This is a genomic window from Rhodanobacteraceae bacterium (assembly GCA_024234055.1).
In the GTDB taxonomy this organism is placed as follows: domain Bacteria; phylum Pseudomonadota; class Gammaproteobacteria; order Xanthomonadales; family SZUA-5; genus JADKFD01.
In genome coordinates, this window is the sequence record JACKOW010000018.1 from 1 (window position 1) to 15622 (window position 15622).

At 63.8% G+C, this 15622-nt stretch carries 12 protein-coding genes; 9 read left to right on the forward strand and 3 right to left on the reverse strand.

Annotation, left to right across the window (positions count from 1 at the left end):
* Both H7A19_19070 and apbC read right to left on the reverse strand, forming a co-directional pair.
* On the reverse strand, window positions 1-528 hold a 528-nt coding region (locus H7A19_19070), incomplete at its 3' end, for a hypothetical protein (GenBank protein MCP5476934.1).
* A 152-nt stretch (window positions 529-680) separates the two neighbouring features.
* Window positions 681-1772: an iron-sulfur cluster carrier protein ApbC gene (apbC, locus tag H7A19_19075; protein ID MCP5476935.1), complete on the reverse strand. Its 1092-nt coding sequence runs from the start codon at window positions 1770-1772 to the stop codon at window positions 681-683.
* A gap of 319 nt (window positions 1773-2091) precedes the next feature.
* On the opposite strand from apbC, the gene metG reads away from it, so the two are divergent.
* The 3 genes from metG (at window position 2092) to H7A19_19090 (ending at window position 6679) form a co-directional block, all read left to right on the forward strand.
* Window positions 2092-4206: a methionine--tRNA ligase gene (gene metG / locus H7A19_19080; protein ID MCP5476936.1), complete on the forward strand. Its 2115-nt coding sequence runs from the start codon at window positions 2092-2094 to the stop codon at window positions 4204-4206.
* 156 nt (window positions 4207-4362) lie between these two features.
* Entirely contained in the window at window positions 4363-4986 is a 624-nt protein-coding gene (locus H7A19_19085) for an RnfABCDGE type electron transport complex subunit B (GenBank protein ID MCP5476937.1), read from the forward strand.
* Window positions 4987-5500: 514 nt separating this feature from the next.
* Window positions 5501-6679 carry an acyl-CoA dehydrogenase family protein gene (locus tag H7A19_19090; GenBank protein ID MCP5476938.1) on the forward strand — a complete coding sequence of 393 codons (1179 nt, stop codon included), beginning with the start codon at window positions 5501-5503 and terminating at the stop codon, window positions 6677-6679.
* Between the two features lie 151 nt (window positions 6680-6830).
* On the opposite strand, the gene H7A19_19095 is transcribed toward H7A19_19090, so the two are convergent.
* The gene (locus H7A19_19095; GenBank protein MCP5476939.1) at window positions 6831-7649 is read right to left on the reverse strand and encodes a hypothetical protein; all 819 of its coding nucleotides are present in this window, start codon (window positions 7647-7649) and stop codon (window positions 6831-6833) included.
* 192 nt (window positions 7650-7841) lie between these two features.
* Here H7A19_19095 and H7A19_19100 point away from each other — a divergent pair, with 192 nt between their 5' ends.
* The 6 genes from H7A19_19100 (at window position 7842) to H7A19_19125 (ending at window position 15567) form a co-directional block, all read left to right on the forward strand.
* Entirely contained in the window at window positions 7842-8846 is a 1005-nt protein-coding gene (locus H7A19_19100; GenBank protein MCP5476940.1) for a hypothetical protein, read from the forward strand.
* Window positions 8847-9065: 219 nt separating this feature from the next.
* Window positions 9066-9851, forward strand: a complete 786-nt coding sequence (locus tag H7A19_19105) for a hypothetical protein (GenBank protein MCP5476941.1) — start codon at window positions 9066-9068, stop codon at window positions 9849-9851.
* A gap of 16 nt (window positions 9852-9867) precedes the next feature.
* Window positions 9868-10797, forward strand: a complete 930-nt coding sequence (locus tag H7A19_19110; protein ID MCP5476942.1) for an FHA domain-containing protein — start codon at window positions 9868-9870, stop codon at window positions 10795-10797.
* Complete coding sequence (locus tag H7A19_19115) at window positions 10794-14144, forward strand: protein kinase (protein MCP5476943.1); 3351 nt, start codon at window positions 10794-10796, stop codon at window positions 14142-14144. The genes H7A19_19110 and H7A19_19115 overlap by 4 nt, the downstream gene beginning before the upstream one ends.
* On the forward strand, window positions 14141-14932 hold the full coding sequence (locus H7A19_19120; GenBank protein MCP5476944.1) for a sensor histidine kinase: 792 nt from the start codon (window positions 14141-14143) through the stop codon (window positions 14930-14932). The genes H7A19_19115 and H7A19_19120 overlap by 4 nt, the downstream gene beginning before the upstream one ends.
* Window positions 14929-15567 carry a response regulator transcription factor gene (locus H7A19_19125; GenBank protein MCP5476945.1) on the forward strand — a complete coding sequence of 213 codons (639 nt, stop codon included), beginning with the start codon at window positions 14929-14931 and terminating at the stop codon, window positions 15565-15567. Before H7A19_19120 ends, H7A19_19125 begins: the two co-directional genes overlap by 4 nt.
* The last annotated feature ends 55 nt before the right edge of the window (window positions 15568-15622 follow it).

The following is a 15622-nucleotide window of genomic DNA, read 5'->3' on the forward strand; positions in this document are numbered from 1 at the left end:
CTTCTGACCCTTGCCGGTCTTGGCATTGACCTTGTAAAGCACCGTATCGAACTCGTCTTCGCGGCCGCTCCAGAGGTAGTCGGTGACGATCACGTAATCACCGCCATCGCGCAATGTTGTTGTCAACTGGGTGCTGCGTCGCCCCCCGGCGTAGGCCGCCTTGTCCTTGCCATCGGCGCGCATGAACAGGAGTTCGCCGCGCTGCAGGGGCCGCACCAACCGGCCTTGTCGATCGCTCATCGTGAACCCAACGCGCTCCTTGTTGACCCAGGTGAAGCCACCCACCTGGCGCTTGTCGGTGAATCGTGCCACGCCTGTGATCTTGCGATCCTTGCGGGTGAAGATCACCAGCGCCCGGGTGTCTTCATCCGGGACGGTAGCGGCCAGGTACTTGCCATCGGGCGAAATACGGATCTGCTCGAACTCGGAATGTCGCCAGAAGTCCTTGAGAGGTATCTCGGCAGGTGTTTCAGCCAGAACCACACTGCTGGTCGCGAGCAATGCCGTCAGAAGGATTCGTTGCCACATGGCGGGTCTCCACTGCTGTCTTGGACTACAAGATAGCTCCGACCCGAGGCGATTGCACTTGGTGACGATGGCGATGTTCAGTGACCAGAACGACCTTCGGGTCGCCGAGCTGAACTCGGCGTTTCTGATATTTCCGCGAGGCGAAGCCCGCCTCAGGTACTCTGAATGACGATATTGGGAAAGCCGATCGACTTGTTGCGGGCCTGCCGACTCAGGCGACCGGCGACCTTGCGCGCAATTTCCCGGTAGGTGGCGGCGATGGCTGAATCCGGTGCGGCGACCACCGTGGGATGACCGGAATCGACTTCCTCGCGGATGCGCATGTCCAGCGGCAGCTGACCCAGCAGCGGCACACCGTACTGTTCGGCCATGGATGCGCCGCCGCCGGACCCGAAGATCGGCTCTTCGTGGCCGCAGTTGGAGCATACGTGGGTGCTCATGTTCTCGACGATACCCAACACTGGCACCGCCACTTTCTCGAACATTTTCAGCCCCTTGCGCGCATCCAGCAGGGCGATGTCCTGGGGCGTGGTGACGATCACGGCACCGGAGACTGGCACCCGCTGGCACAGCGTGAGCTGGATATCGCCGGTGCCGGGCGGCAGATCGATGACCAGATAATCCAGGCCCTGCCAGTCGGTTTCATTGAGCAGCTGCTGCAAGGCCTGGGTGACCATGGGGCCGCGCCAGATCATCGGCGTGTCTTCCTCGATCATGAAGCCGATCGACATCACCTGCAGACCATGCGCCTGCTTGGGCACGATGACCTTGCCGTCGCGGGTGTCTGGCTTGCCACTGATCCCGAGCATGCGCGGTTGGCTGGGGCCGTAGATGTCGGCGTCCAGAATGCCGACCGTCGCACCCTCGGCCTGCAGCGCCAGCGCCAGGTTCACAGCGGTGGTGCTCTTGCCGACGCCACCCTTGCCACTGGCCACGGCGATGATGTTCTTGATCTCCGGCAGGGGCGTGAGGCCCTGCTGCACCTTGTGGGCGATGACATGCCAGGTCACGTCTACCACAGCACGGTTGATGCGCGGGTCGGCTTCCAGAAAGGTCTGAACCTGCGCGGCCAGGGTATCGGCCCAGCTCTCGGCCGGGTAACCAAGGGCAATCTCGACCGCCACATTGGCGCCATCCACCCCCACGCCACGCACCGATCCGCAGGCCACCAGGTTCTCGCCGTGATTGGGGTCGATGAATCCGGTGAGCAGTTCGCGCACCACATCCTGGGTCAAGTCAGTCATGTTCATTCTCCTCAAGCATCAGGCGCGAGAGTATGCGGGAGCGGTGGTGATGGTTGTCGGTTGTCGGTTGGCGGTTGGCGGCAGGAGCCGTTGCACGCTGAGACGCGGAGGGCGCGGAGAAGAGCTGCTTCAGGTTCAGACTGGGCTGGACGCTCTTGGCCCGCTGATCGAATAGCGTCCAGACAAGTCTGGACCTACAAGAGCCCTGCTCCGCGCCCCAGCGTGAACCCGCTCTTACCGACAACCAGCAACCGACAACCGACAACCAGCCAAGCCCCTGCCATAATCCCGGTCTTGCCAAGGATGCTGAATAGAGAACATGGAAGCACGCGACATTCTGGTCACCAATGCCCTGCCCTATGCCAACGGCCAGTTGCATCTGGGTCATCTGGTGGGCTACATCCAGGCCGACATCTGGGTGCGGGCTCAGCGTTTGATGGGGAACACGGTGCATTTCGTGTGTGCCGACGACACCCACGGCACGCCGATCATGCTGGCGGCCGAGAAGGCTGGCACCACGCCGGAGCAGTTCGTCGCTCCGATGAAAGCCGCGCATGAGCGTGATTTCGAAGATTTTTCGGTCCGCTTTGACCACTACCACAGCACCCATTCGGAAGAGAATCGGCTGATCACCGAGTCGATCTACGCGGCCCTGAAGGCGCGGGGATCGATCAGCTCGCGCAGCGTCGAGCAGTACTATGACCCGGTCAAGTCGCTGTTTCTGCCCGACCGCTATGTCAAGGGCGAATGCCCCAAGTGCGGCACGGCTGACCAGTACGGCGACAATTGCGAGAACTGTGGCGCCACCTACGCACCCACCGATCTCAAGAATCCGCGCTCGGTGATTTCCGGGGCACAGCCGGAGCTGCGCGAATCCGAGCACTATTTCTTCGAGCTCGGGCAGTACCAGGATTTCCTGACTGACTACCTGGCCCAGGAGACGGTGGCACATCCCGGCGTGCGCGCCAAGTTGCGCGAATGGCTGGATTCTGGCCTGAAGGCCTGGGACATCTCCCGCGACGCGCCCTATTTCGGTTTCGAGATCCCCGGCGCACCCGGCAAGTATTTCTACGTGTGGCTGGACGCGCCGATCGGCTACCTCGCCAGTTTCCGCGCCTATTGCGATCGCACCGGCGTCGACTACAACCGCTACCTGATGCCCGGCAGCAAGACCGAGCTGCACCATTTCATCGGCAAGGACATCGTCAATTTCCACGGGCTGTTCTGGCCGGCAGTGCTCTACGGCGCCGGCTATCGAGTGCCCACGGCGCTGCACGTCAACGGCTATCTGACCGTCAACGGCGCCAAGATGAGCAAGTCGCGTGGCACCTTCATCCAGGCCCGCACGTACCTCGATGCCGGCCTCAACCCGGCCTATCTGCGCTACTACTACGCCGGCAAGTCCAGCGGCGGCGTCGAGGATCTGGACCTGAATCTCGACGATTTCGCGCTGCGCGTGAATGCTGATCTGGTCGGCAAGTTTGTCAACATCGCCAGCCGCTGCGCCGGCTTTGTGGCCAAGTTCTTTGACGGCCGGCTGGCGTCACTGAACGATGCCGACCGCATCTTCTATCACGAGCAGTCGATGCGCCTGTACGCGCGCTGTGGCGACGCCTATCGGGCACGGGATTTCGGGCTGGTGCTGCGCGAAACCATGGCTGTGGCCGACGCCGTCAATGCCCAGATCGCCGAGCGTGCACCCTGGGTGCTGGCCAAGGACGAGGCCAAACGCGAAGAGCTGCACGCCATCGTCTCGCTGGGCATTTCGATGTTCCGATTGCTGGCCGCGTGGCTGAAGCCCATCGTTCCCAGCCTGGCCCAGGACTGCGAAGAATTTCTCGGCGCGGAAATCCGGCATTTCGACGATGTCGCCGATCCGCTACCCCAAGGCCACCCCATCTCGCCTTTCAGTGCACTGGCGACGCGGGTGGACCCGAAGCAGGTCGAGGCCATGATCGAGGCTTCGAAAGACACCCTGGCGGCAGCGCCGGAAGCGCCCAAGGCGGCGAAAAAGGCCTCTGCAAAAGCAGTCGCGGCTGAAGCCGCTCCCACAGGGGGCGAGCCCGCTTCTGCGGGTCCCGGGTCCCGGGTCCCCGGTCCCGACCAACTCATCACCATCGACCAGTTCACCGCTGTGGACCTGCGCATCGCCCGTATCACCGCCGCCGAAGCCGTGCCCGAGGCCGACAAACTGCTGCGCCTGCAGCTGGACATCGGCGCGCTGGGCACGCGTCAGGTGTTTGCCGGCATCAAGAGCGCCTACGATCCGGCGACCCTGGTCGGTCGTTTGACGGTCATGGTCGCCAATCTGGCATCGCGGAAGATGCGCTTTGGGCTATCCGAAGGCATGGTACTGGCGGCCTCGGACGAGCGCGGCGGACCCTTCCTGCTGGCGCCGGATGATGGCGCGCAGCCGGGGATGCGGGTGAAGTAGACCGTACACCGGTGACATCCCGGGGCCCGCTTGTCTTTTCCGTAGGAGCGCCCTTGTGGCGCGACCAGTGGGGGTCGCGCCACAAGGGCGCTCCTACCGTGGCTCCGATCGGGTCGCCATGTCATCTTGTCGCGGTATCTGGGTAGCAGGGCACTGATGAATCACACGCTGGACCCCACCGCCATCGACGCCCTGCTGCCGCAGACCCAATGCACGCGCTGCGGCTATCAGGGTTGCCTGCCCTACGCACAGGCGATCGCGGCCGGCGAGGCCGAGATCAACCGGTGCCCGCCGGGCGGCGCGGCGACCATTGAAGCGCTGTCGGCGCTGACCGGCAGGTCGGCGCTGCCGCTGAATCCGGCCAATGGTGAGGAGAAGCCGCGCGAGGTGGCCTTCATCCTGGAGGAACACTGCATCGGCTGCACCAAATGCCTGCCGGCCTGCCCGGTGGATGCGATCCTGGGGGCCAACAAGCGCATGCACACGGTGATCGCCATCGAGTGCAACGGTTGCGAGTTGTGCATCGCGCCGTGCCCGGTCGATTGCATCATCATGGTGCCGGATACGGCTCGCGATGGTGCCGCGCGTGGGCCCATCGACGCGATCGAGGCCGATCACTTCCGCCAGCGCTACCATGCCCATCAGGCCCGCAATGTACGCAGGCGTCAGGAACAAGCCGAGAAGATCGAGGCCAAGCGCGCAGACCTGAAGCGCGAGACTGGCGCCAGCACCCTGGCGGAAGCGATTGCACGGGCCAAGGCCAGGCGGGCGAATCCGTAAGGGGCACGAGGGCGAGAGGGCACGAGGGCACGAAGAATCTTGCATCGTAGTGGCGTCGTTGCGAGCCACCTGTATCGGCCCGACACTGCCCACCGGCCATGACCCCCCGGCGTCATTGCGAGCGCAGCGAAGCAATCCAGATGCGCCCTGGTAATAGCCTGGAATGCTCCGTCGCCACGCTCCTCTCCATGAACCCATGTCCCAAGTCATTGAATTCCCATATTCCGGCAAGAGCCGGCTTTTGTAGCCCGAAGTGCGCGTAGCGCTCTGCAGGAGGTGACGCCAAAGAGCCCCGCTGAGCCGCTGCGCGGCACAACGGGCTACGCGCACCAGGCGGGCTCATGGCCAGCGTGCAGTGTCGGGCCGACGCAGATGGCTCGCGATGACGCCAGGGTCAATTGTAGCCTCGGCCTCTCGCCCGCCCTCTCGTTCTGCCCTCGCCCACCCAACGGCGCTGATCCGTTCACATTGATACAACTATACTGCGCTGCTCTTTGAACCTCGGTGCTCACCCATGGCGCAGAAGCCTTCCTCGCTGGACCCTTCCGATTTGTTTGATGTGCGTTCGCTGCTGTCGGACGAGGAACGCATGGTGCAAGACACGGTGGCGCGATTCACCGACGAGAAGGTGATCCCGATCATCGGCGACTGTTTCGATCAGCACCGGTTCCCGTCGGAACTGATCCCGGAAATCGCCTCGCTGGGCCTGCTTGGCTCCAGCCTGCCGGAGGAGTATGGCTGCGCCAACATGAGCAGCGTGATGTACGGTCTGATCTGCCAGGAACTGGAGCGCGGCGATTCGGGCATCCGCAGCTTTGTATCGGTGCAATCCAGCTTGTGCATGTATCCGATCTACGCCTTCGGCTCCGACGAGCAGCGGAAAAAGTACCTGCCGGGCATGGCACGCGGCGAGATCATCGGTTGCTTCGGCCTGACCGAGCCGCATGGCGGCTCCGACCCCGGCAACATGAAAACCCATGCCAAGCGCGACGGCGGCGACTGGGTCATCAACGGCTCGAAGATGTGGATCACCAACGGCGGCGTGGCCAACATCGCCATCGTCTGGGCGATGACCGAAGAAGGCATTCAGGGCTTCATCGTCGAAAAGGGCACGCCCGGTTTCGCCACCCAGAACATCGAGCGCAAGATGAGCCTGCGCGCCTCGGTCACCAGTGCGCTGTTCTTTGACGACGTGCGCGTGCCCGACAGCCAGCGCCTGCCGAATGTGCGCGGCCTCAAAGGACCGCTGTCCTGCCTGACGCAGGCCCGCTACGGCATCACCTGGGGTCCGATCGGTGCGGCCATCGCCTGCTATCGCGATGTACTCGAGTACAGCAAGACCCGGATCATCTTTGGCAAGCCGATCGCTGGCACGCAGGCGGTGCAGCTGAAGCTGGCCGACATGGCGCGCCGTATCACGCTGGCTCAGCTGCTGTCGCTGCAGCTCGGTCGATTGAAGGATGCAGGCACCATGCAGCCCACCCAGGTCAGCCTGGCCAAATGGAACAATGTGCGCATGGCCATCGACATCGCCCGCGAAGCCCGCGACATCCTCGGCGGCGCCGGCATCACCGTGGAATACAGCCCGATCCGTCATGGCCTGAACCTGGAAAGCGTGATCACCTATGAGGGCACGGAAACCGTGCATCAGCTGGTGGTCGGTCGCGAGATCACCGGGATCAACGCGTTCTGATTGGGTTCCTGGGTGCGATGCGGCTTCACCGTGTCACGTAGGCCGCGTTGCGGCCAACGAAACCTACTCAGGCAACGGCACATTCGCGGGCTTCCGGCTTCACCGTGTCACGTAGGCCCCTGTGCGGCCAACGTGACCTACGGTTGCATTTCTAGTGTGTTCGCGGCTGGTGGTGTCCATGCAATCCCATCGCCAACATCTCCTCGGGACCGAGCCGCCGCGCCGGCACGCCGCCCCAGGTTTCTCCGGCGCCGACGCGCGCGCCAGGCAGCAATACCGAGTGCGGCAGGATCGTGGCACCAGCGCCGACGTGGACGTCGCCCATCACCGTCGCTTTCTCGCCGATGGTGGCGCCGGCTTCGATCAGGACCGGTTCGATCGACAGATGCCCGCCCCCGCCCCAATGCGCGAACAGGGTGACGCTGCCGCCGATGACCACATCGTCGCCCAGGGTGATCAGCTGCGGATCGGAGATCAGCTCGGTGTTGATGAAGGCGCGCTTGCCCAGACGCATGCCCATGGCCCGCAGAAACCACGGTCCGAAGGGCGTCAGCGTGACGTACAGCAGGAAGGTGTAGCGCACCAGATAGAACAGCGCGTTGTGCAGGAACCAGGGCACGGCGGCGATCGAGTAATAGGCGCCGTGATAGCTGCGGATCCGCGTCGGCAGAATCAGATTCAGCACCGGCACCACGATCAGCAAGGTGAAGCCGGCCATCAGGAAGGCCAGGCCGAAACCCAGGCCCGCGAACGGCCAGCGCAGCCAGGACGACTGCGCCAGCGCCCACGGCAGCCATTCACTCAGCATCCACAAGGCTGGAGCCAGGGCCAGACCGATGGCCACAGCTACGATCAGATACACCAACAAGACGGCGATCAGGTGGGCGGCCCGCCCAAATCGCCGGATCAGGGCATCCAGCAGGACTGCCAGGCGAGCTCCGGATTCACGGTTTGGCGGCGGTGCCTTCATCACTCTGTCGAGGTCCTGTTGACAGGCGCTGATAAAGACACGAGCGAGGCCAGCTTGTCCATCACTGTCACCGCCAGGCCAGTGGCTGGGTACAAACACCCAGCGGCGGCACGGCGGGTTCCTCAGGCAACGAACCGGTCGGCCCTGTTCGAGTAGAGTGATGCACAAACCTGCCGTGCGGAGTCAAAGTACATGAAGACCGATGCCTTCTCGTGTCTGCTCACGACGCTGAGCCTGTTGTTGACCCCGCTTTGCTGGAATCAGTCAGCATTTGCCGCCACACCAGCGGAACAGCAATGGACGGCCGCCGAACAACAGCTGCGACTGAGTCCGAAACAGCGCGAATCGGGCTTGAAGGAGATCACACGCAACTGCGTACCGACGCCCATTCCGACCACCCCGAGCGGACCCAGTTGGACCTTCGACGTGCAGACGTCCGCCGCCGCGCGCTTGCGGGGCACGGCCTGGCGCGTGCCCTGCGGTGGCAATGACGCTCAACTGATCCTGACCCTGCAGCCGATCCAGGGCACACCCTTTGTCTGCGGCACCGAGATGGAGATCATGATCGGTGCTGCGCGCACCGACGATTTGTTTCTGGACACCGATCCCAACGATGGCCAGGGCACCAGCTTCTGCAGCAATCTGCCGAGCACCGCATCCTTTGTCATCCATGAATTCGACAGCACCTTCGCCTTCGACGACGATGCGGCCTTCACCCTGGTCTACGAGAGCGATGTCGGCCCGGACGCCAGCATCGCGATTCCCGCCTTCGATCCGGCGCTTTACGCCGGTAGCGGTGGCAATGCCGTCATAGCCGGCAAGCTCAGCGGAAGCTATTACTCCGCGGCACGCAATGGCGAGGGCATTCTGGTCGAGATTGGCAGCGTCGGTGCGCGTCGCGTGCTGTTCCTGAGCTGGTATACCTACTTCCAGGGGCAACAACGCTGGATCGTGGGCAGCGCCGACCTGACGGCGGGAGCCACCTCGATCACCGTTCCGCTCGTGGTCACCACGGGTGGACAGTTCGGCAGCGCGTTTGATCCGAATCAGGTTGTGGTCAATCCCTGGGGCAGTGCGGTTGTGCAGTTCCCCAGCTGTGCACAGATGCGCTTTCAGTGGAGCGCCACCAGCGGCGAAAGTGGCAGTTATGACTACGCCCGCGGCATGGACAGTTTGGACGGCATTGCCTGTCCTTGAGTGACCTCAGACCGACCGATGCGAAACAATGTACTGTTGCGGCCTGCTTTGATCGAGAGGCAAACCACGGAAGCGGGCGCGATCTACAATCGGGACAGGCCGAGTGCTGACTGCCTGCTCGCGCCTTGACCCATAGAGCAGCAATGAGGAAGAAACGTGCGCATTCCTGGCCAAATCTTGACCTGTATCCTGGGCCTCTGGGTCTGGACAGGTCCCGTGATGGCCGGAGGCATCAGCACCATCATCGATGGTCGCAAGGCCCGTACCAGCATCAGCCTGCCCAAGCCTGGCGGCGGCGACTACGAAGCCGATTTCGACCTCGAGTTCCACAATCCAGTCAACCTCACGCCCGCCTGTCTGGGCATCAGCGCCGAAGTGCTTGATGCCGCGGCCATCGCCAGCGTGCAGGCGCGTCTGCCGGATCCGGCCAACCAGATCATCGACACCGCCTTTCCGATCAAGATCACCGTGGAACCGCCGGCGGGATGTGGCCTGGAGTTTGACGACGAAGTCGAAATCGAGCTGGATACCGCTGACTTGGTCTACACGGGTTTTTCGCCCTATCGCCTGATGAAGGCGCCGATCGGTGCCAGTTTTCGCGACATCACCGCAGCGGTGACCGCCGGCAGCGTGCGCTCACGGGGCAGCAGCGGCACCTTCTCCGAGTTCGTGATGGTGCTGGATCCGATTCAGGATTACGCCACCGAGGCGCAATTGGCATACGACGCGCTGGATGCGCAACTGACCAGCATCGCGATCGGCCCGACCGCCAAGCAGACCCTGCAGACCGATGCCTCGATCAGTCGCTCGGCTTTTGCCGTCAGCGACTATGCCCAGGCGATCGCCCGCCTTGACGACCTCACCGGACACTGCGGCGCACTGGGTGGTCCAACACTGCCGAATCGCTGGCGTTCGTTGCGCGATCTGCAGAATATCGAAGGCGAGATCGTCAGCCAGTCTGATCATCTGAAGTTCCTGCTCGGTCGCCTCAACGGCGTTCCCTGAGACCGGGTGCGACGGCATGCCGGTCAAGCTCAGCACGCATGTCCCCGATCAAGCCGTTGCCCTGCATCTGCTGGCAGGTGACCGGGATATCGTGCTTGGGCGAGACCCGTCCTGCGAGGTCCCGCTGCGCCATGCCTCGGTGTCCAGACGACACGCCCGCCTGTCGCTCAGCGAGGAGGGGTACTGGCAACTGCAGGATCTGAGTTCAAAGAATGGCACCCGAATCGACGGCCAGCGAGTCAGCTTTCAGCCACTCAGCCATGGCCGCTGGTTTGCGCTGGGCGATGTCTATTGCGAGTTCGAGATCATTGATCAAGACACACGGCAGGCGCTGGAGAGCCGCGCCGCAGATCGGCGTGAAGCCTCTGCTGCCTGGACCCGTCGCCTTCATGCCGATACCGAGCTGCAGCAGGTGCTGGCTGATTTGCTCAATGGCATCGTCGAAGTGGCCGAATGCCAGCGCGGATTTCTGCTGACGCTGGATCGCGAGCGCGAGATGCGGGTCGCCGCCTGCTATGGTCTGAACCCGGCGGATCTGGCGGCGACCACCTTTCAGGGCAGTCGCAGTGCCATCGAGCGGGTGCTTGCCGAACGCCGAGCCATATATCTCAGCGATCGCCGCGACCGACTCTGGCTGGCTGATCGCCCCAGCGTGATCGCGCAGGGCATCAGCGCCCTGACCTGCCTGCCGCTGGTGCATCGCGGTGAGGTGCTGGGTCTGGCCTATGCGGACACCACCGACGAAACCCACGTGTTCACCGAACTCGATGCCGAACTGCTGACAGCGATGGTCGAGCATGCGGCTTCGGTGCTGGCCGCGACACGGATGGCCGCGCAGCTGGCGCAACTGTCAGCCTGTCTGGCTGTGGGCCCGGACGGCAGCCGCCTGCTCGGTAGTGCACCGCGATGGACTAGACTCGGCGCAGACGCGGAATCGCCGCGATGACCAATCCAAACCGCCTCGTGCAAGCGGATACGCTCGTCAATCAGGCCACGCTCACTGGCGCGCTGGCTGCATCCGACTTCAGTCCGGGCACGGTGGTCGCCGGGCGTTTCCGCATCGAGCGACTATTGGGCATGGGCGGTATGGGACTGGTCTACCAGGCTCACGACACTGAACTCGACATTGATGTCGCGCTGAAACTGTTGCGCCCGGAGCTGGCCAATCGACGTGACGCTTTCGAGCGATTCCGCCAGGAACTGCTGCTGGCCAGGCAGGTGTCCAGCCCACATGTGGTCCGTATCCACGACCTGGTCAAGCACGAAAACGCCTGGCTGATCAGCATGGATTATGTGCCGGGCCAATCCCTGGAGCGCCTGCTGGACCAGCGCGGGCCGCTGCCCGTCGAGGAAGCCATCACCATGACCCGGCAACTGGCGCTGGGGCTGGCTGCCGCCCATCGCAGCGGCGTGGTGCACCGTGATTTGAAGCCGGCGAATGTGCTGGTCAATGAACAGGGCGAGGCCTGCATCACTGATTTCGGCGTGGCGCGCTCGGCTGGCAACACTGGCATTACCGACAGCGGCGTGATCATCGGCACGCCGGCTTATCTGTCACCCGAGCAGGCGCGGGCTGAACCCCTGGACGGGCGCAGCGACCTCTATGCGCTGGGACTGATCCTGTTCGAGATGCTGACCGGCACCCTGCCCTTTCGCGGCGGCACGCCAGCGGAAATGATGGTGCAACGAATCGTTCGAGATCCGCCGTCGGTGGCGACCATCAAGCCAGAATTGCCGGCCTTCGCGGTACGTTTGTGTGCGCACCTGCTGGAACTCAAACCCGCCCATCGCTTCCAGAGCGCCGAGGAGGTCATCGCCGCCATCGATTCCCGTCGCGTGCCTGGCCTTGGTCGAAGCGGCCGCAGCAAGCTGGGCCTGGCGACGGCCGTGTTCCTGTCGCTGGCTGCAGCCTTCGCCTTGTATCAATGGCGTGCCAGCCTGCCGGTCGGTGCCAACTCGTCATCCGCAAGTAGCGCCTTGACGCTGGACCTCGTGACGCTACCGCTGCAGGTGACTGGCCCGGACGATGTGGATCGGCTGTTGGGCGCTGGTATCGACAGCCTGCTGTCCGATCGTCTGGCCGAAGATGCGAATCTGCACAGCGCCAGTCGGCTGCAGGTCAAGCGGGTGCTCGCGGAACTTGGCTTCGACGCCGAGGCGGCCCAGCGTCAGCGCTCGCGGGTATTTCAAGTGACCGGGGCGAAGCAGCTATTGGGCGGCCAGATGCAGCGTTCCGACAACGGCCGGATCAACGTCACGCTGGCATTGTGGGAACCGGGTCTGACCCAGGCCCGATGGACCCTCACCCAATCCGCAGACACCGAAGCCGAAATCTCGGCGACGCTGTACGTAATTCAGCAGGAGCTGCAGCGTGCGCTGGGAAGCACGGCATCGCTTCGGCCCTGGCCTGCGCCCGAGGTGCTGACTGCCTTGGGCCGTTTGCAAGTGGCGGCACCCGTCGGTGACGAGATCGACGCCATGACGCAGCTGGCCATGGCGAGCGCCAGCGATGAGCTGTGGTGGGCGCTGATGGAGAGCCTGGATGGCAACGGTCGCGCTGCCGAAGCCACGGCCGTGGCACGGCGCGCAGCTGAGTCCACCGCGTCGGCCACTGACGCTGCTGGCCGGCGCGTCCACGCCTACGCCCAGGTCTTGCTGGGCAACTACGCGGCAGCACAGGACGAACTGAAGGCGCTGGCCGCTGCAGTGAAGGGCAATCCAGCCCTCCACCTGCTGATGGCGCGGACGTTGGCCGAGCTCGGCGACTTTCAGTCAGCGATTGGCGAATTGGCTCAACTGACCGCAGATGACCAGCGCAATATCGATGCCTGGTATCTCCTCGGCAAGTATTCGATCCAGTCTGGCGACGCCAAGCGCGCAGTGGACGACTATCTGGTGCGCGCCCAGGTGCTGGCCAATCGATTAAACGACGTGCGGATGCAGGCCAACGTTGGCAATGCGCTGGGCTTGGGCTATCGCTTGCTGGGGCAGTTGGCCGCAGCTGCCGAGCGCTTCGAATCCTCTTCCCGACTTCGCCAGGCGATCGGAGATATACGCGGACAGGCCGCCAGTCTGCGCAACCTGTCCACGGTGCGGTCGATTCAAGGGGATTACGCTGCGGCTGGCGCAGCGTTGACGCTCGCCAAGTCGCTGGTCGAACCCTTGGGCGATCCCGTGGCGATGGCCGATCTGGCCAACGACGTGGGCGTGCTGGCCGAAGAGCAAGGGGATTACCGCGGCGCCCTTGACGCCTATCGCGATGCCCTGCGCCTGCGCCAGGCCCAGGGCAATCTGCGCGAAATCGGCCAGAGTCAGATCAATGTGGGATTCGCCTACTACCAGCTGGGTGAATTCGACAATGCCCAGACCTACTGGCAACAGGCCATGGCCAGCTACCAGCAGGCTGATGACCGCATCGGCATGGTCCACGCCCGAGAGAGCCTGGCGCTGGCAGAAACTGCCAGCGGCGCCTGGACGCAGGCCCGCACCAGCTTCGACCACATCCTGGTCGAGTCGGAATCCTTGCAGATGGCCGAGGAGCGCAGCATTGCCCAGGCTGGATTGGCTGAACTGGATCGCCTGGAAGGGCGCATGGTCAGCGCACTGGACCATGCCGGAAATGCCATGGCGGCTTTCAGGCAACGCGAAGACGCACGCGGCATCTCGGAAATGATACTGCTGCAGACTGCGGTGTACTGCGATCTGGGCGACTGGGCGCAGGCGGCGACGACGCTCGCAGCGCTATCTCCAGAAAATGCCGCCAGCGGCGAGCAGGCGAGTCAGTACCATTGGCGCAAGGGTGAAATTGCCCTCGGACAGGGACAGCCCGACATTGCCCTCGGCGCTGCCGACGATGCCATTGCCAGCGCCAGCGAGCAGCGCAATCTCGGAAACGAACTGGCAGCCCGCTTGTTGCGCACCCGCGCCTTGATGAGCCTGAAACGCACGTCCGAAGCCTTGCAGGAACTGACCACCGTGCGCCAGGGGCGGGCGCGCTATGCCAGCGTGCCATTTCGCCTGCTCCTGACCGAGACCGAATTGCAGGTGGACGTGGAAGGCAAGGCCGCCGTCTATCAGGAAGCCAGAGCCTTGCTGGCCCGTCTCCCCGACTATGGCCGCGCCTTTCGCATCCATGCACTGGCGGCGCAGAAACCGGCGGCCGCGGGCAGCGATCAGGTACTCGCGGATGCCCGGGAGAGTCTGTTGCGCCTGCAGCAGCAGACACCACCGATGCAGCAGGCGGCACTTGAGCGCCAGGCCAGATCCCTGGGACTGGCGGGTAGCGCACCATGAACATCGAGGATTCGAGCCCTCCGCTTCCAGACCTGCACGATCAGGACGCATTGCGCCGGCAGCTGCTGCAACTGGGCCGCCAACAACAGGAGCTGATGGCCCAACTACAGACCGGTGAGCAGCACTTCAGACGACTGGCGCGTTCGGTCTGGCGGGTCCAGGAAGACGAACGCCGACGCTTGGCGCGCGATTTGCACGACGGCATCGGCCAGCACCTGACGGCCTTGCGCCATCGCCTGGACGGCCTGGTTCGCGGCGACGCCCTGGCCTCGGCAGACTCCCTGCAGCAGGCTCTGGCGCTGTGCGACACCGCCATCCATGAGACGCGCACGCTGTCGAGACTGCTACGCCCGCAGATCCTGGACGACCTGGGTCTGGAAGCCGCCCTGCGCTGGTTGGCGCGGCAATCGTCCGAATCCAGCTCAATGGCAATTGAAGTGTCGATCAGTGAGTTGCCCGAGACCATCGACAGCGATCTGTCGACCCTGATTTTCAGGGTCACCCAGGAAGCGCTGACCAACGCCGCCAAGCATGCCCGCGCGGGTCAAGTGGTGATTCGGCTGAGTCAAAGACCCGGACGGCTGCAACTGCTGATCGTCGATGATGGCGTAGGCTGCAATCTCGACAGCGCCTGGGCTCGCTCCAGCAGCGGCGACAGCACCGGTCTGGCCAGCATCCGCGAGCGGGTGCGCCTGTTTGGCGGTCAGCTATCGCTGCAGTCGCAACCGGGTGAGGGCTTGCAGTTGCGCGTCAATCTGCCGCTGGGCAAGGAGGAATCACAAGGATGATCCGGGTATTGGTGGCGGACGACCACACCATTCTGCGCGAGGGCCTGGTGTCGCTGCTCAATCACAGCGGCGACTGCCAGGTGGTAGGACAAGCTGCTGATGGCATGCAGGCCGTGGAAATGGCACTGCAGTTGGAACCCAACGTGGTAGTGCTGGATCTGTCCATGCCCAAGCTCAACGGCCTGGACGTGATCCGCCGATTGAGCAAGGAACTCGACCACACCCGCATCCTGGTGCTGACCATGCACGCGGAGGAAGAGTACGTGCTGCATGTGGTTCGTGCTGGCGCCGCCGGCTTTCTGCTCAAGGACAGCGCCAGCAGCGAGCTGCTGAAGGCGGTGCGGGCGTTGGCTGCCGGACGCGCCTATTACGGCCCCCACGCCTCGCAGGTGCTGGCCCAGCAGGTGCAGCAGCCGCAGTCACGCATCGACGACCCCTATCGCGATCTGACCTCACGCGAGCGCGAGGTCTTTCATCTGCTGGTGGAAGGCCTGACCACCAAGGAAATCGCCCGGCAGCTGGACATCAGCACCAAGACCGCCGAGAACCACCGCTTTCGCGCCATCGAGAAACTGGGGGTGCGCAACACCGCCGAATTGATCCGCTACGCGGTCAAGCACGGCTTGTTCGAGTGAGGACATGAGTCGCTATCTGTGCACCTGTGGGAGCGGACTCTGTCCGCGAGCTCTC

Coding starts and splice junctions, on each gene's coding strand:
- apbC (MCP5476935.1), bottom strand. CDS start 1,772: ATGACTGACTTGACCCAGGATGTGGTGCGCGAACTGCTCACCGGATTC.
- metG (MCP5476936.1), top strand. CDS start 2,092: ATGGAAGCACGCGACATTCTGGTCACCAATGCCCTGCCCTATGCCAAC.
- H7A19_19085 (MCP5476937.1), top strand. CDS start 4,363: ATGAATCACACGCTGGACCCCACCGCCATCGACGCCCTGCTGCCGCAG.
- H7A19_19090 (MCP5476938.1), top strand. CDS start 5,501: ATGGCGCAGAAGCCTTCCTCGCTGGACCCTTCCGATTTGTTTGATGTG.
- H7A19_19095 (MCP5476939.1), bottom strand. CDS start 7,649: ATGAAGGCACCGCCGCCAAACCGTGAATCCGGAGCTCGCCTGGCAGTC.
- H7A19_19100 (MCP5476940.1), top strand. CDS start 7,842: ATGAAGACCGATGCCTTCTCGTGTCTGCTCACGACGCTGAGCCTGTTG.
- H7A19_19105 (MCP5476941.1), top strand. CDS start 9,066: ATGGCCGGAGGCATCAGCACCATCATCGATGGTCGCAAGGCCCGTACC.
- H7A19_19110 (MCP5476942.1), top strand. CDS start 9,868: ATGCCGGTCAAGCTCAGCACGCATGTCCCCGATCAAGCCGTTGCCCTG.
- H7A19_19115 (MCP5476943.1), top strand. CDS start 10,794: ATGACCAATCCAAACCGCCTCGTGCAAGCGGATACGCTCGTCAATCAG.
- H7A19_19120 (MCP5476944.1), top strand. CDS start 14,141: ATGAACATCGAGGATTCGAGCCCTCCGCTTCCAGACCTGCACGATCAG.
- H7A19_19125 (MCP5476945.1), top strand. CDS start 14,929: ATGATCCGGGTATTGGTGGCGGACGACCACACCATTCTGCGCGAGGGC.